The following is a 19,661-nucleotide window of genomic DNA, read 5'->3' on the forward strand; positions in this document are numbered from 1 at the left end:
TTTCACTCCTGAAAACAAAATTGCTGTGAGTTCCGCTGCGCGCCGACAAACAAAACGGCGCAAACATTATGTTCAGAAGGAATAAGGCAAAAAGAATGCCAGAACGGCACAGAAGAAGTTAACGCGCGGAATAAGGCGCCAGAAAGGGGCGATGAACCAAAATGAAACAGCGCTGCGCGATTGGCGTGCAGCGCCATGGGCACTAATGAGGCAAATTACCAGACCTGTTGGGCTATTTCGGTGATCAGCTTAATTTTGCTCCACTGTTGGGCCTCGGTGAGGGTATTTCCCTCTTCCGTTGAGGCAAAACCGCACTGCGGGCTGAGGCAAATTTGCGCTTTGTCGACATACTGTGTGGCTTCCTGCAGGCGCGCCTTGACGCCCTGCGGGTTTTCCAGTTCGCCATTTTTGGTGGTGATCAGGCCCAGCACAACCTGCTGATGCCCCGGACGGATAAAGCGCAGCGGCGCGAAATCGCCGGAACGATCGTTGTCATACTCAAGGAAAAACGCATCGACGTTGACGCCGCCAAACAGCACTTCCGCTACCGGTTCATAGCCGCCTTCCGAAATCCAGGTGGAGCGGAAGTTGCCGCGACAGACGTGCAGGCCCACCGTCAGATCGGCAGGTTTATCGGCCAGCGCACGGTTGATGACGCTGGCGTAAATCCGCGCCAGTTCGTCCGGATCGTCGCCGCGTTGGCGAATTTGCTGACGCTGGGCGTCTGAACACAGATAGGCCCATACCGTGTCATCCAGTTGCAGATAGCGGCAGCCAGCGGCGTAAAAGGCATGGATGGCGTCGCGCCAGGTGGTCGCCAGATCGTCAAAATAGGCGTCCAGCTGCGGATATACCGTGACATCGATGTCCTTACGTCCGCCGCGAAAATGCAGCACGCTGGGGCTGGGAATGGTCATTTTCGGCTGCGCGTCGCCGCTGATGCTTTTCAGATAGCGAAAATCCTCCAGCATCGGATGATCGCCAAACGCGAGTTTTCCTGTCACGCGTACCCCGTGGGCTTTGGTCTGCACGCCGTTGAACTGGATACCCTGCTCCGCATCGTAGCGCTCAACACCCTGTAAACCGTCAAAAAAGTCAAAATGCCACCACGCCCGGCGAAATTCCCCGTCGGTGACGACGTGCAGGCCGCAGGCGCACTGCTGCTCCACCACGCGGCGAATAGCCTCATCTTCCACGGCACGCAACTGCTGCGCGCTCAGTTCGCCGCGGGAAAACTGCTGGCGGGCCTGCTTAATAACATCGGGGCGTAAAAAGCTGCCAACCACTTCTGCGCGATACGGGGGCTGTTGTCTTTGCATGCGTTCTCCTTTGCCGTCCGGTACTGATTTCCGGACGTGATAGTTTCTTATTTGAATACTCAGACTTCTGGATGGCTATGCGTCCAGATTGTCATGCTATGCCCGTGCAGGCAAACGAGATAAATTCATGGCAGTTGAAATAAATTCATCTTCCGTTCGTCTTTGCGGCAAAGGGGTCGCCATCGCGATATCGTAAAAAATTTACTCTTTTAACCAAATAATCACTTAATTCAGCTTATATTTAGATTACAGCTGCTATTATTTCACTCACCTGAAGAAATTAAGGTAAGCGAGGAAACTGACAATTAATTAAATGGAGGCAAACATGCTCGGAAATATCAACGTATTTATGGCAGTATTGGGAGTAATCTTATTCTCCGGATTTCTGGCCGCCTATTTCAGTCATAAATGGGATGATTAATGAACGGAGATAACTCCTCACCGACCAGGCCCCTTGTCGCAGATTTTGCACAAGGGGCCTTTTTTATACGTAAGAAATAAAAAAAACCGCCGGAGAACCGACGGTAAAATGCTTGCATGGATAGATTTGTTTTACTCTTTTCGCAGCCAATGCACTTCGTGCGCGACAACGAATCGGAAAACAACTTACCACGCCTTGTGTCAATGGAAGTTAAACAACGGAACGCTGCGCATCCTGAGAGACGCGCTTCCACTCTTTTTTACTGTCGCAACATGCCGTTCGGCCAGACCACTGCTCAGCGGAACGCGCATGTTGTAGATCCTGCGTTTCGGGTCGCAAATTCCAGCGTTTGCCCGTTAATTTTTTGTGTAAAAATCGCTGCATATATCCTCCAGACTTAAGTGTTTAATCCATTAATCAATCGGTTAATAAAAATCTAGCATAACGATTGCAGAGTTATGTCAGGCAACGGCCTGTTTTGTAAAGAGACAAGATATACTGCACACTTTACACCTTTGCTCATCTGTTATATTGCGTAAAACAGACAATGGCCGCCGCTGTTTGCGTTAAGTCTTATTTTTGCAGGTGAGTAACCCGCACCACCGGTGGCGTTGATTTTTTATCAAGGCTGCCAGTAATACTGAGCATCTGATCCGGTTGCACCTCACGCCCGTCAAACACGGACGCCGGAATAATCATATCGATTTTTCCCGACTTATCGCGGAATACATATTTATCGTCGCCTTTGTGATCAATCAGGTTGCCGCGCAGGGATACCGTTGCCCCGTCATGCATAGTTTTAGCAAATTCAACGGTCATTTTTTTCGCATCTTCAGCGCCGCGATAGCCATCCTCAATCGCATGCGGCGGCGGCGGAGCAGCATCTTTTTTTAATCCACCTTCATCGGCCGCTAACGCGTAAGGCATGATAAGAATACCCGCTAAAGCAATTATGTTAAGTTTCATTCTTTCCCCTTCTGGCGTTCGGTTTGACTTATTAAGTCTGGTTGCTATTTTTAAATTTTACAAATTAACCACCTGCTGGCGCGTCTACTTAAATAAAATCAAGCAGGTACCGTTAACCATCATAAACAGGCAGGTAGAAGATGCCAGGGTCTGACGAAGCGAAACACGCTATTCCTTTCATAGAAGAAAGCCGCAGAGCGCTTAATTTTGAAGATAAATTCAGACGAATCGGCTTTACGTTTCTGCTGTTGATTATTATAGCGGCGTCAGTCGGATTATTTTCCAACGGCTACTTTAGCGCCTCACAGGCAACAAACGACAGCCAGCGCTTTCACGTTGAATATGAAAAATATGGCCGTCTGTTGAAAGATGACACGCTGAAAATCAGCGTTCGCAACGCCGCCTCCGATCTGACGCTGCGGCTGGGTAAAGACTTCACCACCGCCTTCCAGACGGAGATGGTCACCCCTCAGCCCGACAAGATGTACAGCCATAACGACCAGCTGATTCTGTATTACGCGCCGTCGTCAGACAATGACAACGTCACCGTCCGGATAACAGCTAAGCCGCAGAAGCCGGGCTATTTTCACACCGCTATTTCGGCGAATGACGAGCCGGCGCTGGTGATTTCTCAATGGATTTATCCTTAGGAGCCGATGATGGATATGGTTCTCAGAGCGGTCGCTATCTACCTGATATTACTGATTGTTATCAAAATAGCGGGCAGGCGGACCTTAATGCAAATGACCAGCTTCGATTTGATCCTGCTGCTGATTATCAGTGAAGCGACTCAGCAAGCCCTGCTGGGGGAAGACTTCTCGGTCACCGGCGCAATGCTGACCATTATTACGCTGGTGGTGGTGGATATTTTATTTGGCTACCTGAAAAAGAAAATTCCCGGTGCTGAAAACGTCATTGACGGCGCGCCGGTTATTCTGGTGGATCATGGGGTTGCTCATCAGGATAAACTGCAAAAGGTCAGCATCTCCTGCGATGATATTATGCTCGCCGCCCGTCAGAATCACGGCCTTCTGGAATTGAAACAAATTAAATATGCCATACTGGAAAGAAACGGACAAATTTCTATTATTCCAGAGAATGAACAATCATGATGAAAATACCGCAACATAAAGTCGTTACTTTGCAGGATAACACCGCTATCGATACCCTGACCAACGCGCTGGGGACGCTGCTGACCGAACGCGGCCTGCGCCTGACGACCGCCGAGTCCTGTACCGGCGGCAAACTGGCGTCCGCGCTGTGCGCCAGCAGCGATACGCCAGAGTTTTACGGCGTCGGTTTTATCACCTTTACCAATGAAGCGAAATCCCTGATTCTGGGCGTGCAGAAAAGTACCCTCGATATCCATACCGCCGTCAGCGAAGCGGTGGTCGCGGAAATGGCGGTGGGCGCGCAAAAACATGCCAGGGTGGATGTCAGCATCGCGGTAAGTGGCTACGGCGGTCCGGAAGGCGGCGAAGACGGTACGCCGCCCGGCACCGTCTGGTTTGCCCTGGCCATTCACGACACGGTCTATACGGTAATGCAGCACTTTGTCGGCGAATGTGAGGAAGTACTCGATCAGGCCGTACGCTTTGCCGTCGCGCAGCTGCTGGCTCTGCTGCGCGACGAAAAATAACGGCGCCCGACGGCGTTTACTCCGCCAGCCCCCGGTGCTTCAGCATCGGGGCAAAATATCACCTCATTTACCCTCACAATGGTCTGCTATACCTGGTCGCCATTACGCGGCACGCAGCAGCATCATTACTACTGCATTGCTTTTCGCTTTAGTACTCCACAGGCTTATCCTCAGGTGGGGATATCAATGGCGTTATCCCTTGGCAGGGATATTATCCTTAAGACGGATCTATCCAGCTTGATTGCAATACTATGCTTACTTTGAAAAACCAAGGAAGTGACATGTTTTCCTTTCTCAACACATTTAAGCAGCTCATAGGCAAGCAGCAAGAAGCACCGACCACTCAGCCGGAACATTCAAATGAACAGCTTTTGCAATGGGCCACTGGATGCATGCTGGAGGGCTTGCCCGACACGTTTTACGAAGCGAGGATTACCTGTTTCCGGAGCATTGACAATGACGGACGCACAGTAATCGCAGCTATACATGACTTCAGATTAACTAGCGAAAGCGAATATACCTCTTTCACTCCACCAGATGACCTTTACGCCACACACTGCATAGAGAAAATACTTAACAAAGAAAACTGGAGTCAAGCCACTATTACCTTCAACCCACAAACGACACGATTCATATGGCAATAAAAAAGACACCCGAAGATGACCTTTATGACGCCAATAAAAAAATGACGGAAGTCAGGCTAAATTTTGATATGTTATGCTCCAAATAAATGTCAAAAATTCAGGGTATGAACGTACATATAAAATTCAGAATTGCAATTCTTATCTACCTCTCGGCGGCATACGCCGTCGCCCTTCCTTTACTCGCGCTGCTTACCGATCTGGTGATAAACGGTGCAATTATTGATATATGGAAAAATTCGTATTCATTTGGAAGCCTTCTAAGTTCCCGCAAAATGCTTTACTTAAAATTTGCAGGACTCGGAGCCGCTCTTGGGTTTTTCTACTGGTTATTCTTCTACAGAAAATACCGGCATTACGATCCCCTGGATAAATATTTTAAGTAGTCACTGACACTACGTGTTGATGTATTGCAAGCTGGACAAGCGCAACAGCAAAACCGACTGGCAATACCGGCCCCCTTTAACCGGTCAATTTATCGGGTTTGGCACCAAAAAACCGGGCGTCGCGCCCGGTTAATTTGGCAGGCATATAAGCCCTTACTCGTTCAGTCCACGATTTTCCAGCATCGGCTCAATCTGCGGATCGTGACCGCGCCACTGGCGATAAAGTTCTGCTAAATCAGTGCCGTTCCCGCGCGACAAAATCGCTTCGCGGAATGTTTGCCCGTTTTCACGCGTTAATCCGCCCTGCTTCACGAACCACTGATAGCCATCGTCGGCCAGCATCTGCGTCCAGAGATAGGCATAATAGCCCGCCGCATAGCCGCCGCCGAAGATATGGGCGAAGTAGCTGCTGCGGTAGCGCGGCGGTACTGGCGGAAGATCGAGGTTTTCCGCCGCCAGCAGCTGCTTTTCAAACGCTTCCACCTCCTGCTGCGCCTGCGCCACGCTGAGGCTGTGCCAGCCCATATCGAGCAGCGCCGCACTGAGCAGTTCAGTCATATCGTAGCCCTTGTTGAACAGGCTGGCCTTGCGCATCTTCTCCTGCAATGCCGCTGGCATTCTCTCGCCGGTGGCGTAATGACGGGCAAAGCGGTCAAACACGACGGGATGACTGGCCCAGTGCTCATTGATCTGCGAAGGGAATTCAACGAAATCACGCGGGGTATTGGTGCCGGAAAGCGTGGCGTAACGCTGGGTGGCGAACAGTCCATGCAGGGTATGACCGAACTCATGGAATAACGTCACGACATCATCCCAGAGTAACAGCGCTGGTTGTCCTGGCGCCGGTTTTTGATAATTACAGACGTTATAGATAACCGGACGGCTCTGATTCAGAGTTGATTGCTCAATGAAATTCCCCATCCATGCGCCGCCGCTTTTCGAATCCCGGGCAAAAAAATCACCGTAAAAAAGCGCCAGCCCGCTGCCATCATGGTCGAAAATCTCCCAGACGCGGACATCCGGGTGGTAGACCGGAATATCAAATCGCTCAACCAGCTTAATGCCGAACAGCTGGCTGGCGGTCCAGAACACCCCCTCCTGCAATACCGTATCAAGGGCAAAGTAGGGTTTAAGCCGGGACTCATCGAGATCGTATTTTTCGCGACGCACCTGCTCAGCATAAAACGCCCAGTCCCATGCCTCGGCGCTAAAGCCCCCCTCTTCATCGTCAATTACCCGCTGAATGTCCGCCAGTTCACTCAACGCACGCTGACGCGCCGCAGGCACGATGGCGCGCATAAAGGCCAGCGCCGCTTGCGGCGTTTTTGCCATCTGGTCGGCGATTTTCCACGACGCGTAATCCGGGAAGCCCAGCAATTGCGCCTGACTGGCGCGAATCGCGACCAGCCGCTGGATAATCGTGCGGGTATCGTTCTCATCGCCCTTTTCAGCCCGACGCCAGCCAGCAGTAAATAATGCTTCACGGGTCTGTCGGTCACGCAGCGCGCTGAGCGCCGGTTGCTGCGTGGTGTTGAGTAACGGGATAAGCCAGCCGTCCTGCTGGCCTTTTTCACGGGCCGCTTCTCGCGCCGCCGCAATCTCATCTTCGCTGAGCCCCGCAAGCTGACTAACCTCATTGACCAGCAGGCCGCCGGATTTATTCGCCGCCAGGAGCCGCTGGTTAAACTGGCTGGTCAGAGTGGCCGCCTCGGTATTAAGCGCCCGAAGCTGCGCCTTGTCGTCATCGCTGAGCCGTGCGCCGGAAAGCACAAAACGCTGGTGCAACACCTCCAGCAGACGCAGAGACTCCTCGTCCAGCCCCAGTGTCTCGCGCTGTCGCCAGACGCTGTCCACGCGGGCAAACAGCTTCCCATTGAGCCAGATATCATTAGCCAGCCCGGCAAGTTCAGCGGAAAATGCCTCGTCGAGCCGCTGTAATTCATCACTGGTGTGCGCCGACGTCATGGCGAAAAAGACGCTGGTAACCCGCGTCAGCAATTCGCCGCTCTGCTCAAGCGCCAGCACCGTATTTACAAAATCAGGCGCATCGGCATTATGAATAATGGCGTCTATCTCCGCCCGCTTCTGCCGCACGCCTTCATCAAACGCGGGACGATAATGACCGACTTCAAGCAGATCAAAGCGCGGGGCATGGTACGGTAGCGAGCTGGTACTGAAAAACGGATTCGTCGACGACATCTTTCACTCCTGTAAACGATTTGTCATTAGAGTAGGCTTCCGCGGAAAAGACCGCAATCCTGTCAACCAGCATTACCGATCCGCGTCAATGGCGTGCTATGGTAGTAGAACGTAAAAAGCGTTGAGGAACAGTGAGATGATCGTTTTAGTAACCGGAGCAACCGCAGGTTTTGGTGAATGCATTACACGTCGTTTTGTTGAAAATGGGCATAAAGTCATTGCCACCGGCCGTCGCCATGACCGCCTGCAGGCGCTTAAAGCGTCGCTCGGCGACAATGTGCTTACGGCGCAGCTGGATGTCCGCAACCGCGCCGCCATTGAAGAGATGCTGGCGTCGTTGCCTGACGGCTGGCGCGAGATCGATCTGCTGGTAAACAATGCCGGTCTGGCGCTGGGGCTGGAACCTGCGCATAAAGCCAGCGTTGAAGACTGGGAAACCATGATCGACACCAACAACAAAGGTCTGGTGTATATGACCCGCGCCGTTCTTCCCGGCATGGTCGAACGCAACCGCGGACATATCATCAATATCGGCTCCACCGCCGGAAGCTGGCCTTATGCCGGCGGCAATGTGTATGGCGCGACAAAGGCCTTTGTCCGCCAGTTCAGTCTGAATCTGCGTACCGATCTGCACGGCACCGCCGTTCGCGTCACCGATATCGAGCCCGGCCTGGTGGGCGGAACGGAATTTTCAAACGTGCGGTTTAAAGGCGATGACGCCAAAGCCGGTAAAACCTACGAAAATACCGTCGCGCTGACCCCGGAAGACGTTACGGAAGCGGTCTGGTGGGTCGCCACGCTGCCTGCCCATGTGAACATTAACACCGTCGAAATGATGCCCGTCACGCAATCTTTCGCCGGACTGAGCGTTCATCGTGGTTAAATTTTCATCCCGGCCTGCGGGCCGGGTATAGCTCGCGGCAAAAAAGTGGTAGAATCCAGACGTTAACTTTCTAATAAGTAAGAGCGAATGACCGTCGAAACGCAACTCAATCCCACACAGCCCGTAAATCAGCAGATTTATCGCATCCTTCGTCGTGATATCGTTCACTGCCTTATTGCGCCGGGCACCCCCCTGTCCGAAAAAGAGATCTCCGTGCGCTTTGAGGTGTCACGCCAGCCGGTGCGGGAAGCCTTTATTAAGCTTGCGGAGAACGGCTTAATTCAGATCCGTCCCCAGCGCGGCAGTTACGTCAATAAAATCTCATTATCACAGGTACGAAACGGCTGCTTTGTGCGCCAGGCTATTGAGTGCGCGGTGGCGCGCCGGGCGGCGGCGATGATAACGGACAGCCAGTGCTATCAGCTTGAGCAGAATCTTAATCAGCAGCGCATTGCCATTGAACGTAAGCAGCTGAATGATTTTTTTGAGCTGGATGACGATTTTCACCAGAAGCTGGCGCTTATCGCCGACTGCCAGCTGGCCTGGGACACCATCGAAAATATTAAGGCCACCATCGACCGGGTGCGCTATATGAGTCTCGATCACGTCTCGCCGCCAGAGATGCTGCTGCGCCAGCATCAGGACATTTTTTCGGCGCTGGAAAAGCATGACGCCGATGCCGTCGAGACAGCCATGACGCAGCACCTGCAGGAAATTGGCGAGTCGGTTCAGCTGATCCGTCAGGAAAACAGCGACTGGTTTACCGAAGAGTAATTCCCTCCCCAACCTCACCCCGCCGTGGGTGAGGCAACAATCTTCTCTCCCCCATCATATCTGCCGCAAAAAAGATGTGAGCTTGATCAAAAACAAAAAAAGTCCGTACTGATGAGCGTATTTATATAGCGCCCGTTACGTGGGACCAGAGCCCACGGGCTTTGACGGTAAGTTGGAAAGGAGAAGACACCATGATGACATACGATCGTAACCGTAACGCAATCACCACTGGCAGCCGCGTCATGATTAGCGGCACCGGGCATACCGGGCGAATCACCGCGATCATGACCGACGGTCTGGACGCCGCGCAAATCCGCCGCGAGAAAACCGTGGAAGTGGAAGGTTGTGAAGGTAAGTTTGCGCCGGTCGAACTGATTCGTCTCGGCATGAACTAATGGTGTGACTGCCAGATGGCGTTTCCCTTCTCCGGCCTGTCCGTTCAGAACAGGCCGGATAAAAAAGCGCCATCCGGCAACAGATAAAGCGTTACTTCAGATTCGCGGCATATTTCGCCACGGTCGCTTTCGCCCCATCCGCCAGCAGAGCCTGATAGGCTGCTTTTACTTTACTGGTGAACAGTTCGACACGCGGCAGCTCATTGCCGAAAATAGCCTCAATACCCAGCAGCGCCTCAACGCGGCTTTCGCCTTCCGCACTGGATTCCACCGCTTTCTGAATTACCGGCAGCAGCGGATCGTTGACTTCAATGGCATTGCCCTGCTCATCCACGCCGCCGACATAGCGCATCCAGCCCGCCACGCCCAGCGCCAGCAGGTCGAAACTGCTGTTGTGCGCCAGATGCCAGCGCACAGAGTCGAGCATACGCTGAGGCAGTTTCTGGCTGCCGTCCATCGCAATCTGCCAGGTGCGGTGACGCAGCGCCGGGTTGCTATAGCGCTCAATCAGCAGATCGGCATAGCGGGTTAAATCCACGCCCTGCACCTTCAGCGTTGGCGCCTGCTCTTTAAGCATCAGCGCACGGGCGGCAACACGGTAGTTTTCATCACCCATGCAGTCATTGATGTGCTGATAGCCCGCCAGATAACCCAGATAGGCAAGGAAGGAGTGGCTGCCGTTCAGCATACGCAGCTTCATCTCTTCAAACGGGATCACGTCGGCCACCAGCTCAGCGCCCGCTTTTTCCCACTCCGGACGACCGGCAACGAAATTATCCTCAATGACCCACTGCCGGAATGGCTCGCACGCCACGCCAGCCGGATCGCGCACGCCGGTCAGCTGTTCAATTTTATCCAGCGTGTCAGCGGTGACGGCCGGTACGATACGGTCAACCATGGTGGACGGGAACGAGACGTGCTGTTCGATCCACGCGGCCAGATCCGCATCAACCGCGCGGGCATAGGCAGTGACCACGTTACGCATAACATGACCGTTTTCCGGCATATTATCGCAGGACATTACGGTAAAGGCCGGTAAACCCGCCGCTTTACGGCGTGCCAGCGCTTCCACCACCACGCCCGGCGCGGTTTTCGGCTGCTGAGGATTCTGCAGATCGGCGACGATCATCGGATGATCCAGCATCAGCTCGCCGGTTGCCGGCGAATGGCAGTATCCCTTCTCGGTGATGGTCAGCGAGACGATAGCCACCTGCGGCTCACACATGGCTGCCAGCACCGCTTCCAGACCATCAACCTGAGCATGCAGCGCGTTTTTAACCACGCCGACCACTCTCGCGGTCCAGGCATCCGCTGACATTTCCGCCACGGTGTAGAGGTTATCCTGCTGTTTCAGGTCGGCAATTTGCTGCTCGCCGCCGATCAGGTTGACTTCGCAGTAGCCCCAGTCGCTGTTATGTTCAGCCGCCAGAATGTCGGTATAGACTCCCTGGTGCGCGCGATGGAACGCGCCAAAACCCAGATGAACAATACGTGGAACCAGCTTGTTGCGATCGTAGCCAGGCAGAGTAGCCTTTGCCGTTAAGAGCGTGTTTTGCATTGTATGACCTACTTTGTATTAAATCAGGACGGTTTCAGAGTAACGCCTGTATGGTTGTATGTTTTGATTTGAATTAAGCTTTCGCCAATTGGTATAACATCATTTTAAAGTTATGTGACAGCACTGACCTTTAGCCTGCGGATCAGCGCTGCCACGTCAGTCAGCCCAGCGTGACCGCGGATTTAACCGGTTCCGCGGTCTGCGGCGCGTTTTCGCACCATAACGCGTCATAGTTGTACCCGGTCAGGTCTTCGACAATCCGCCGGGTTTCAGGATCCACATCCTGCTTCGCGCCGTGTGCTTTTAACCGATCCACTTCATCAACAAAGATTTTGTGCGTGCGCTTGTTGAGATGGAAAGTGACCGCCTGCCACAGCGCCAGCAGTAACAGACCTGCGGTTCCGGCAAACAGAAGCGTCGCAATGGTGTTAATCGCCTGTTCCGGCTGGGCCTGGCTGCCTTTCACAAAGCCCCCGCTTTGCAGCATCAGCCCGACGATAAAGGTGGCGATGGCGACGGTGGTTTTGCGTGAGAAGGTCATCACTGCGGCGAATAAACCTTCCCGACGCTGGCGGGTGATCATCTCATCGATATCCGGGATGAACGGAAAGACGTTCCACGGCGTAAACTCCAGTACGCAGCGCCCGACCTGATACAGCCCGGCGAGGATCACCAGCAGCGTCACTTTGCTGTCCGTCGGGAACTGGTAAACCATAAACAGACCGACCAGACACAGCATCATCAGGGTATAGGCAAACACATAGAGGCGTGACGGCCCGTATTTGATGATGGCGACGCCGGCAAGCAGCGTCACCGGCAGCCCGACAATACTCATTGACAGCAGCGTACCCGCCAGCGACGACGACACGTTCAGGCAGTAGACGCAAAAGAAAACGAATACGGTGTTATACACATCCTTAGCCGTAAACGAGAACAGGTAGATCGCCAGGTGTTTACGGAAGGCGCGCACTTTCAGCGTTGAGGCATACTCTTTAAACAGCTGCCCCACTTTCGCCACTTTCTCGCCAAAGGTCGACGGCTGATGGCTGCGCTCCAGTTCCTGCAACATTTCAGGCGTCAGCTCGCGCTCCCAGGTGACTTTCCAGGAGATAAACACGCACAGCATAAACATAACGGCGAAGACCACGCCGTTAATGAAATAGGCGTTTGGATCGTGCTCGCCAAAATAGCCGATCAGCAGGCCCGGAATAAACGTTGCGAGGAACGTACCGGATGCAGAAAGGAACATGCGACAGGTAGAGAGCTTCGTCCGGGAATTAAAATCTTTGGTCATTTCTGACGGTAAGGTTTCCCACGGAATAAGCACCATCGCAGCGATAATTTCAAACGCCAGATAAACCGCCAGGTAGAACCAGAAATTCATTCCGGTCACCCACAGCAGAATGTAGACCAGCATTAACGGCGCGCCAATCAGCAGAAAGAAGCGCCGTCTGCCAAATTTTTTCCCCAACGCGTTTTTATAGAAATGGTCCGTAAACGAGCCCATAAACAGGCTGACAATCGCATCGACAATCCTTGCGATCGCCACAATTGAGGCGGCTTCTACCGGCGACAGGCCGACAAAGGTAGTATAGAAATAAAGCAGCCAGGCGCCGATAACGGTAAACGCGCCTCCTCCCATAATATCCGTCAGACCATAACCGATACTGACCGGAATCGTTATTTTTCTGTTGGTACGAGCCATGAGCTATCCTCGTCAGACCGGATTAAAAGTTGAAATAATTACTCGCGTTATCGTGACAAATATTTCTAATCATTCGCGTCAGTATTTCCTGATTATCGGGGACTTCACCTTTCTCCACCCAGCCGCCAATAAGATTGCAGAGGATCCGGCGGAAATAATCGTGGCGGGTGTAAGAAACAAAACTGCGGGAATCGGTCAACATGCCGACGAAATGCATCAGCAGCCCCTGATCGGCCAGGCTGTTAAGCTGATTTTCCATACCGCGTCGGGTGTCGTTAAACCACCATCCGGAACCAAACTGCATCGGCGATTTCACCCCGAACTCAGCGCTCTGGAAATTGGCGATGGTGGTCGCCACTACGTCGTTATAGATAGCGTTGAGGTTATACAGGATGGTTTTCGGCAGCGCGTTTGCCTGCGCCATTGCGTCCAGCAGTCGGTTAAGGGATGCGGCCAGAGCAGACTGATCGTTCACTGAATCAAAGCCAGCGTTGATCCCCACCTGCTGGTACATACGGCTGTTATTGTTGCGGATGGCGCCAAAGTGAATTTGCATTGCCCAGCCAAACGCTTTGTAGTGCCCGGCGAGCATCACGAAAATGGCGCTGTTAAGCTGACATTCTTCAGTGGTGGTCAGCGCTTCCCCTGACGCTTTACGGCAAAACAGGTCATTTACCTGCCCGGCTGTCGCAGGCAGATATTCAATGCTGACCGGACCGTGATCGGAAATACGGCACCCCACGTCATGAAACCAGGCAATGCGTTTTTTCAGCGCCGCGGAAAAGCGATCGAAAGAGGTCATCTCTTCGCCCGTCGCCTGGGCAAGCTGCGTTGTGAACCCGGCAAACGCCCGGGGATCGTCGCTGAATACCTCATCGGGGCGGAAGGTAGGCAGCACCTTAATAGCGAAAGTCTCGTCCTGCTGGAGCAGACGATGATATTCCAGTGAATCGAGAGGCGCATCGGTGGTGCAAATAACCTCAACGTTCGAGCGCGCCATTAAGTGACGCGGTGTAAAATCCGGCTGCTTAAGAAGGCGGTTGCAGTGCTCCATTACTTCACGCCAGTTATGGCTGTCGAGAGTCTGATGGCAGTCAAAATAGTGACTGAGTTCAAGATGGGTCCAGTGATAAAGCGGGTTGCCAAACGCGGCTTCGACGGTTTGCGCCCATGCCTGGAATTTCTCTTCCGGGCTGGCGTCACCGGTAATAAAGCGTTCATCAATGCCGTTAGCGCGCATGGCGCGCCATTTATAGTGGTCGCCCGCCAGCCAGAGCTGGGTAATATCCTCGAAAGCGTCGTTTTCGAAAATAGCTTTTGCTTCAAGATGACAGTGATAATCGATGATCGGCAGATCTTTCGCGACCTCCCGATAGAGCCGGACGCCAGCCTCATTGTCGATCATAAAACGATCGTTAATGAATCCCATGTGATTCGTACCTCTTAATGGTGAGAGTGAGAATCTACGCCTGGCGCATACTACCATACATGTATAAGCAGTATGTTTTTCCATTCAGATCACAAAAATGACCTTTCTCACGACAGGTGTTTAAGCAGATGATGAAAAAAAAGGCGGCTCCGCCAGCGCGGAACCGCCTCATTGAAAAGGGATTAAATACGGCTGACGTTAGCCAGATTTTGCTTACTGCCACTCTCTTCCGCCGCATCTTCAGCAATACGCAGATCGCGGTCGCACACTTCCGGCATCAGCAGCGCTGAGATCAGGCCAATCAGAGAGTAAACGATAATCATCGCCAGGATCGGCAGCCAGTTGCCGGTCATGTTACAGAAGATCCCTGCCAGCACCGGGCCAAAACCCACAGCCACCAGCCCACCTGCTTCTTTGGCGATCGCCATGCGGGTAAAGCGATTGCGCGAGCCAAAGATTTCCGCCATGGTGATATTTTCCAGCGCGAACAGCCCCAGCACCGCAAAGTTATGGATAACAATCAGGGCGGTCATGATGACTCCCGGACTGTAGGTTTTATCGACCACAATCGACAGCATCGGGTAAGCGAGTACGATCGCTGAAATATTGAGGATAATATAAGGCAAGCGACGCCCGTATTTATCCGACAGCCAGCCTAACAATGGGATGGTAATGAAGCCGATAACGGAGCTTATCATCAGCGCATCCGTCGGGATGGACTTATTGAACATCAGCGTCTGGACCAGATAGCCCGCCAGGAAGGTCTGGATAAGCCCTGAATTACCCGCCTGACCAAAACGTAAGCCGGTCGCCAGCCAGAAAGATTTGCTGGTGAACATCGCCCCCAGTGAAGCGTCAGCCGGCGCGGCGGCGGCAGGCGCGTCATTTTCGTTGACCTGCTCAAACACCGGGCTTTCTTTCAGGTTCATACGCAGCCAGATCGCAAAGATCATCACCACCACGCTTGCCAGGAACGGAACGCGCCATCCCCATGCCACCAGCTCCTCGCGGTCAAGGGCGAAAAACATCACCGCCCAGATAGCCGTTGCGCTGAGCGTACCGCAGTTGGTGCCCATCGCTACCAGCGAAGAGATAATGCCGCGCTTTCCTTTTGGCGCATATTCCGCCAGCATAGTGCCAGCGCCGGATATTTCGGCCCCTGCTCCCAGCCCCTGAATAATACGCAAGGTCACCAGCAGTACCGGCGCAAAAATACCAATCTGCGCATAGGTAGGCAGCACCCCGATTAATGTAGTGCAGATCCCCATCATGGTAATGGTAATAAACAGCACTTTTTTACGCCCGATGCTGTCGCCCATTTTGCCAAATATAAACGCGCCGACGATACGGGCAATATAGCCCGCGCCGTAGGTACCCATCGCCAGAATAAGCGCCATAGCCGCCGACTGCTCCGGGAAAAATATCTCGTGGAACACCAGCGCGGCGCCGAGGGAATATAACTGGAAATCCATAAATTCAAGCGCGGTGCCTAACCAGCCGGAAACGGCCGCGCGCACCAGATCCTGAGTACTTCTTTCGTGTTTTGCTGTATTCATATAAGCTATCTCTACAGAGTCGATGCGTACCGCAAAAAAACCCGGCAAGCGGGAATTTAACGCATTAGATTATTGTTATGCAGTAAAAGTAATTAACACTTTGCAGCACTTACGCTGATCTTTCTCAAATATATCGAGTGCGTCAGTAACGCGGTGGTAATCAAATTGATGGGTAATCAATTTCTCTGGATCGATTAATCCCTGCGCCATCCACGCAATAACCGTCGGGAATTTGCGCGCATTCAGTCGTGATGAAAAAAGGGACCGTTCTTTTCCGAGAATGCCCTGCTGCGTAATCTGACAGGGTTCGCTGGAGAATCCCATCAGCACAATGCGCGCCACGCCCTCCCTTCGCCGGAACCGGTATTTCACGCTGCTCAATCGCCAGACGATCTGGCTGATGAATCACTATACTTTCCATGCGCTTTCCTTACATCCAATTAGTGATACAGGAAATTTAGGCACTTCATTACTACCATACAAGTATGATGATCAAAAAATCATCGGGAGATCACAATTTAACCCTGCTTAATTCAGGGTCTATCTTCCTTAATGCGGCTTATCCCTGATTTTCAGATGGGTATGCCAGACGCCGCGAATAGTGTAGAATTTGCCGGCAAGTGATGAATTTTTACCCCACTCATGAAAGGAATTTGCCATGAACATTACATTCAGCAAACGCCTGTGCCTGACGGCAATGCTGCTGCTTGGCGCTGTCGTTTACACCGCGTCTGCTCAGGCTGAAACCAGCAGGCTGGTGATTGAATCCGGCGACAACGCCCTGAGTCGTCAGCAGGCGGAAATGCAAAAAGAACAATGGAATGATACGCGCAGCCTGCGTCAGAAGGTGAACAAGCGCGCGGAAAAAGAGTGGGATAAAGCGGACGCGGCTTTTGATAATCGCGACAGCTGCGAGCAAAGCGCCAATATCAATGCGTACTGGGAGCCGAACACCCTGCGCTGCCTCGACCGCCGCACCGGTCGCGTTATCGCCCCTTAATCGTGGATAAATACAGACGCTAAGAATTTGCTATGGCAAGCGCCCTCAATGTTAAGCTGCGACCGCTCGAGCGTGAAGATTTACGTTTCGTCCATCAGCTCGATAACAACGCCAGCGTGATGCGCTACTGGTTTGAAGAGCCTTACGAAGCCTTCGTTGAGTTATCCGATCTTTACGATAAACATATTCACGATCAGAGCGAACGTCGCTTTGTCGTGGAGTGTGACGGTGAAAAAGCGGGTCTGGTTGAGCTGGTGGAAATTAACCACGTTCACCGCCGGGCGGAGTTTCAGATTATTATCTCGCCGGAATATCAGGGAAAAGGTCTTGCTTCGCGCGCGGCCAGGCTGGCGATGGACTACGGCTTTACCGTACTTAACCTCTATAAGCTGTACCTGATTGTCGATAAAGAGAATGAAAAGGCGATCCACATCTACCGTAAGCTGGGTTTTATGGTTGAAGGCGAGCTGATTCATGAATTTTTTATTAACGGCGAATACCGCAACACCATCCGGATGTGCATCTTCCAGCACCAGTATCTGGCGGAGCATAAAACCTCCGGCCCCTCCCTGTTAAAGCCGACCGCGCAGTAGCCGCTGCGCGGCGGTTTATACCCCTTTTGCTGATGCCGTTCCCCTGACACGGCGTGTAGACAGTTATTTACACTCACGGTGCTATGCTTATTTAGCGCATCTCATACAAGGAGCTGATGATGAAACTATCCCGAGGAATTGTGACTTGCTTACTGTTGATCGCCACCCCACTGGCGTTCGCGGCCCCGACCTCCTGCGAACGGGTGAAAAGCGATATCGAGCAGCGGATCATCAATAACGGCGTGCCCGAGGACGGTTTCTCGCTGAGCATCGTGCCTAACGATCAGGCCGATCAGCCGGATTCGCAGGTTGTCGGCCACTGCGCCAATGACACCCATAAGATTCTCTATACCCGCACCAGCAGCGGCAATGCCTCCTCTTACGCCGCGCCGTCTCAGGACGGCGCCAGCGCCGAACCGCAGTAAGCCCGTTACGGCTGCCCGCCCTCTCCGGCGGGTAGCCTCCTTTTGATTTGGATTAATACCCGCCGCGCGCGAACGGGTAAACTCACGCCTGCTTACGCACATATCGTGCAACTCACTGCATTGCTGGATAACGTTAATGACTGATTTTACCCAACGTGACGATTTTGCCATGACGGCGCGGGTGCTGGGCGCGCTATTTTACTTTGCGCCCGACAGTAACGAAGCCGCTCAGATAGTCACGTCGTTACAGACCGATGACTGGCTGACACAGTGGCCGCTGGCGCAAGAACAACTGGCGCCGCTGGCTCCTTTATTTCGCAGCGAAAGCGAAGAGACGCTGGCGCAGGCCTGGCAGCGGCTGTTTGTCGGCCCGTGGGCGCTTCCTTCACCGCCCTGGGGTTCGGTCTGGCTGGATCGCGAAAACGTGCTGTTTGGCGAATCCACGCTGGTGCTGCGTCAGTGGCTGCGCGATAACGGCATTCACTTTGAGATGCGGCAAAACGAACCCGAAGATCACTTCGGCGCTCTGCTGCTGCTTGCCGCATGGCTGGCGGAAAACGGTCGTCACACGCAGTGCGCGGAACTGCTGGCATGGCATCTGTTTCCGTGGTCGGGGCGTTTTCTTGCGGTGTTTATCGACAATGCCGGGCATCCATTTTATCAGGCCGCGGGTGAGCTGGCCCGCCGGACGCTTGCCCGCTGGCAGTCAGAACTGCTGATTCCGGTGCCGGTTAAAAAGCTGTACCGTTAACTCTCTCAGAAGCTGGAGAGCGGATAAAAATTCACTCTCTGGCGTCACACTATAAGTGACAACGTCACTTACCCGCTTCGTTTTTAAGATAATTCCTTACGCTGATAACCAGCCTTAGCGCCGTAAGGCCTTCCCCGCAGCCGTTAGCAACGCCCCGCTTATCTAAATTTCGGCTTCGCTGGAATCCTTCCCCACCTGTTGCTATAGCTCAAAACACCCTGCCGATACATGGCATAACAACACGCAGCGTCAAACACGTTGCCATAACGCATGCAAACAGGGAGACACATCGCAATGCACACCTCTGCGTTAAAACGCGTCGCAGGCTTTACTTTCGCCATTATTATCGTTCTGGCGCTGGTGGTCTGGGGAGTCGGAATCGACACGCTGCAAGCCCGTCAGGTTGATCTGCTTTATCTCGGGAAACAGCATCTGTTTTTAGTCTTTAGCTCTATGTTTCTGGCACTGCTGGTGGGCATTCCGAGCGGCATTTTGCTCAGCCGTCCGGCAGCGAAAGGCATCGCCGAATACGTGATGCAGATCTTTAACGTCGGCAATACGCTTCCACCTCTGGCAGTGCTGGCGCTGGCGATGGTGATTATCGGCATCGGCGACTTTCCGGCCATTGTGGCGCTGTTCCTGGCTTCGCTTTTGCCGATTGTGCGCAACACCTATGCGGGACTTTGCGCCGTTCCGGCGTCGCTGACTGAAGCGGCAAAAGGTATCGGTATGACCCGCTGGCAGCGGCTGTGTCAGGTAGAGTTGCCAAACGCCTGGCCGGTAATGCTTTCTGGCATTCGTATCGCTACGGCGATTAACGTCGGTACCGCGCCGCTGGCGTTTCTGATTGGCGCCAGCAGCTATGGCGAACTGATCTTCCCGGGCATCTATCTGAACGATTTCCCGACGCTGATTCTCGGCGCTACGGCCACCGCGCTCTTCGCCCTCATCCTCGACAGCCTGCTCGCCTGGCTTGGCCGGGCGCTGAGTCCGCACGCAGCATGAAGACCATGATAAGAAT

24 protein-coding genes and 1 pseudogene are annotated in these 19,661 nt (G+C 53.2%); 15 read left to right on the forward strand and 10 right to left on the reverse strand.

The features are described from left to right. Positions 1–2 precede the first annotated feature (2 nt). Positions 3–197, reverse strand: a complete 195-nt coding sequence (locus tag K7R23_RS18955; RefSeq protein ID WP_232796082.1) for a hypothetical protein — start codon at positions 195–197, stop codon at positions 3–5. An 18-nt stretch (positions 198–215) separates the two neighbouring features. Beyond that, positions 216–1,319, reverse strand: a complete 1,104-nt coding sequence (locus tag K7R23_RS18960; protein WP_012905759.1) for a cobalamin-independent methionine synthase II family protein — start codon at positions 1,317–1,319, stop codon at positions 216–218. 325 nt (positions 1,320–1,644) lie between these two features. On the opposite strand from K7R23_RS18960, the gene mgtS reads away from it, so the two are divergent. Then, positions 1,645–1,740 (forward strand): protein MgtS, encoded by a 96-nt coding sequence (gene mgtS, locus K7R23_RS18965; RefSeq protein ID WP_024132656.1) that lies wholly within the window; start codon positions 1,645–1,647, stop codon positions 1,738–1,740. Positions 1,741–1,950: 210 nt separating this feature from the next. On the opposite strand, the gene K7R23_RS18970 is transcribed toward mgtS, so the two are convergent. Both K7R23_RS18970 and K7R23_RS18975 read right to left on the reverse strand, forming a co-directional pair. Further along, the gene (locus K7R23_RS18970; protein ID WP_158304842.1) at positions 1,951–2,124 is read right to left on the reverse strand and encodes a hypothetical protein; all 174 of its coding nucleotides are present in this window, start codon (positions 2,122–2,124) and stop codon (positions 1,951–1,953) included. Positions 2,125–2,313: 189 nt separating this feature from the next. Continuing rightward, positions 2,314–2,706, reverse strand: a complete 393-nt coding sequence (locus K7R23_RS18975; protein ID WP_012905756.1) for a YdeI family stress tolerance OB fold protein — start codon at positions 2,704–2,706, stop codon at positions 2,314–2,316. A gap of 140 nt (positions 2,707–2,846) precedes the next feature. Between K7R23_RS18975 and K7R23_RS18980 the strand changes: the two genes are divergently transcribed. From K7R23_RS18980 to K7R23_RS19005, 6 genes are all read left to right on the forward strand, one after another. Then, a complete protein-coding gene (locus K7R23_RS18980) occupies positions 2,847–3,356 on the forward strand; it encodes a hypothetical protein (protein WP_012905755.1) in 510 nt (169 codons plus the stop codon). A gap of 9 nt (positions 3,357–3,365) precedes the next feature. Next, positions 3,366–3,818: a DUF421 domain-containing protein gene (locus K7R23_RS18985; protein ID WP_012905754.1), complete on the forward strand. Its 453-nt coding sequence runs from the start codon at positions 3,366–3,368 to the stop codon at positions 3,816–3,818. After that, positions 3,818–4,345, forward strand: coding sequence for a 2-oxo-tetronate isomerase (locus tag K7R23_RS18990; RefSeq protein ID WP_012905753.1), 528 nt, complete (start codon positions 3,818–3,820; stop codon positions 4,343–4,345). Before K7R23_RS18985 ends, K7R23_RS18990 begins: the two co-directional genes overlap by 1 nt. 251 nt (positions 4,346–4,596) lie before the next feature. Continuing rightward, on the forward strand, positions 4,597–4,989 hold the full coding sequence (locus tag K7R23_RS18995; protein ID WP_012905752.1) for a hypothetical protein: 393 nt from the start codon (positions 4,597–4,599) through the stop codon (positions 4,987–4,989). A gap of 86 nt (positions 4,990–5,075) precedes the next feature. Further along, the gene (locus K7R23_RS19000) at positions 5,076–5,372 is read left to right on the forward strand and encodes a hypothetical protein (protein WP_012905751.1); all 297 of its coding nucleotides are present in this window, start codon (positions 5,076–5,078) and stop codon (positions 5,370–5,372) included. Positions 5,373–5,391: 19 nt separating this feature from the next. After that, the gene (locus tag K7R23_RS19005; RefSeq protein WP_374952014.1) at positions 5,392–5,505 is read left to right on the forward strand and encodes a phage integrase Arm DNA-binding domain-containing protein; all 114 of its coding nucleotides are present in this window, start codon (positions 5,392–5,394) and stop codon (positions 5,503–5,505) included. Positions 5,506–5,525: 20 nt separating this feature from the next. Here the strand turns inward: K7R23_RS19005 and dcp are convergent, their stop codons facing one another. Next, the gene (gene dcp / locus K7R23_RS19010; RefSeq protein WP_012905750.1) at positions 5,526–7,571 is read right to left on the reverse strand and encodes a peptidyl-dipeptidase Dcp; all 2,046 of its coding nucleotides are present in this window, start codon (positions 7,569–7,571) and stop codon (positions 5,526–5,528) included. A 136-nt stretch (positions 7,572–7,707) separates the two neighbouring features. Between dcp and ydfG the strand changes: the two genes are divergently transcribed. The 3 genes from ydfG (at position 7,708) to ydfZ (ending at position 9,623) form a co-directional block, all read left to right on the forward strand. Then, positions 7,708–8,454, forward strand: coding sequence for a bifunctional NADP-dependent 3-hydroxy acid dehydrogenase/3-hydroxypropionate dehydrogenase YdfG (gene ydfG, locus K7R23_RS19015; protein ID WP_012905749.1), 747 nt, complete (start codon positions 7,708–7,710; stop codon positions 8,452–8,454). 87 nt (positions 8,455–8,541) lie between these two features. Next, a complete protein-coding gene (locus K7R23_RS19020) occupies positions 8,542–9,228 on the forward strand; it encodes a GntR family transcriptional regulator (RefSeq protein WP_012905748.1) in 687 nt (228 codons plus the stop codon). A 191-nt stretch (positions 9,229–9,419) separates the two neighbouring features. Further along, complete coding sequence (gene ydfZ, locus K7R23_RS19025; RefSeq protein ID WP_024132653.1) at positions 9,420–9,623, forward strand: putative selenium delivery protein YdfZ; 204 nt, start codon at positions 9,420–9,422, stop codon at positions 9,621–9,623. 91 nt (positions 9,624–9,714) lie between these two features. Here the strand turns inward: ydfZ and K7R23_RS19030 are convergent, their stop codons facing one another. From K7R23_RS19030 to K7R23_RS19050, 5 genes and pseudogenes are all read right to left on the reverse strand, one after another. Beyond that, entirely contained in the window at positions 9,715–11,181 is a 1,467-nt protein-coding gene (locus K7R23_RS19030; protein ID WP_012905746.1) for a mannitol dehydrogenase family protein, read from the reverse strand. A 160-nt stretch (positions 11,182–11,341) separates the two neighbouring features. After that, positions 11,342–12,886, reverse strand: a complete 1,545-nt coding sequence (locus K7R23_RS19035) for an MFS transporter (RefSeq protein ID WP_012905745.1) — start codon at positions 12,884–12,886, stop codon at positions 11,342–11,344. 22 nt (positions 12,887–12,908) lie between these two features. Beyond that, positions 12,909–14,315 carry a glucuronate isomerase gene (gene uxaC / locus K7R23_RS19040; protein WP_012905744.1) on the reverse strand — a complete coding sequence of 469 codons (1,407 nt, stop codon included), beginning with the start codon at positions 14,313–14,315 and terminating at the stop codon, positions 12,909–12,911. 182 nt (positions 14,316–14,497) lie between these two features. Further along, entirely contained in the window at positions 14,498–15,871 is a 1,374-nt protein-coding gene (locus K7R23_RS19045) for an MFS transporter (RefSeq protein WP_042623362.1), read from the reverse strand. Between the two features lie 75 nt (positions 15,872–15,946). After that, positions 15,947–16,210 (reverse strand): annotated as a pseudogene (locus tag K7R23_RS19050) (Zn-dependent oxidoreductase); the annotation flags it as partial. 319 nt (positions 16,211–16,529) lie between these two features. Here K7R23_RS19050 and K7R23_RS19055 point away from each other — a divergent pair. The 5 genes from K7R23_RS19055 (at position 16,530) to osmY (ending at position 19,645) form a co-directional block, all read left to right on the forward strand. Next, positions 16,530–16,871 carry a DUF1283 family protein gene (locus K7R23_RS19055; protein WP_012905742.1) on the forward strand — a complete coding sequence of 114 codons (342 nt, stop codon included), beginning with the start codon at positions 16,530–16,532 and terminating at the stop codon, positions 16,869–16,871. Between the two features lie 32 nt (positions 16,872–16,903). Beyond that, complete coding sequence (speG, locus tag K7R23_RS19060) at positions 16,904–17,464, forward strand: spermidine N1-acetyltransferase (protein WP_012905741.1); 561 nt, start codon at positions 16,904–16,906, stop codon at positions 17,462–17,464. 119 nt (positions 17,465–17,583) lie between these two features. Then, complete coding sequence (locus K7R23_RS19065; protein ID WP_024132651.1) at positions 17,584–17,889, forward strand: DUF1161 domain-containing protein; 306 nt, start codon at positions 17,584–17,586, stop codon at positions 17,887–17,889. A gap of 136 nt (positions 17,890–18,025) precedes the next feature. Further along, the gene (gene dmsD / locus K7R23_RS19070; RefSeq protein ID WP_012905739.1) at positions 18,026–18,640 is read left to right on the forward strand and encodes a Tat proofreading chaperone DmsD; all 615 of its coding nucleotides are present in this window, start codon (positions 18,026–18,028) and stop codon (positions 18,638–18,640) included. Between the two features lie 294 nt (positions 18,641–18,934). Further along, the gene (gene osmY / locus K7R23_RS19075) at positions 18,935–19,645 is read left to right on the forward strand and encodes an osmoprotectant ABC transporter permease OsmY (protein WP_012905738.1); all 711 of its coding nucleotides are present in this window, start codon (positions 18,935–18,937) and stop codon (positions 19,643–19,645) included. The last annotated feature ends 16 nt before the right edge of the window (positions 19,646–19,661 follow it).

Source organism: Citrobacter rodentium NBRC 105723 = DSM 16636, assembly GCF_021278985.1.
GTDB lineage: Bacteria > Pseudomonadota > Gammaproteobacteria > Enterobacterales > Enterobacteriaceae > Citrobacter_A > Citrobacter_A rodentium.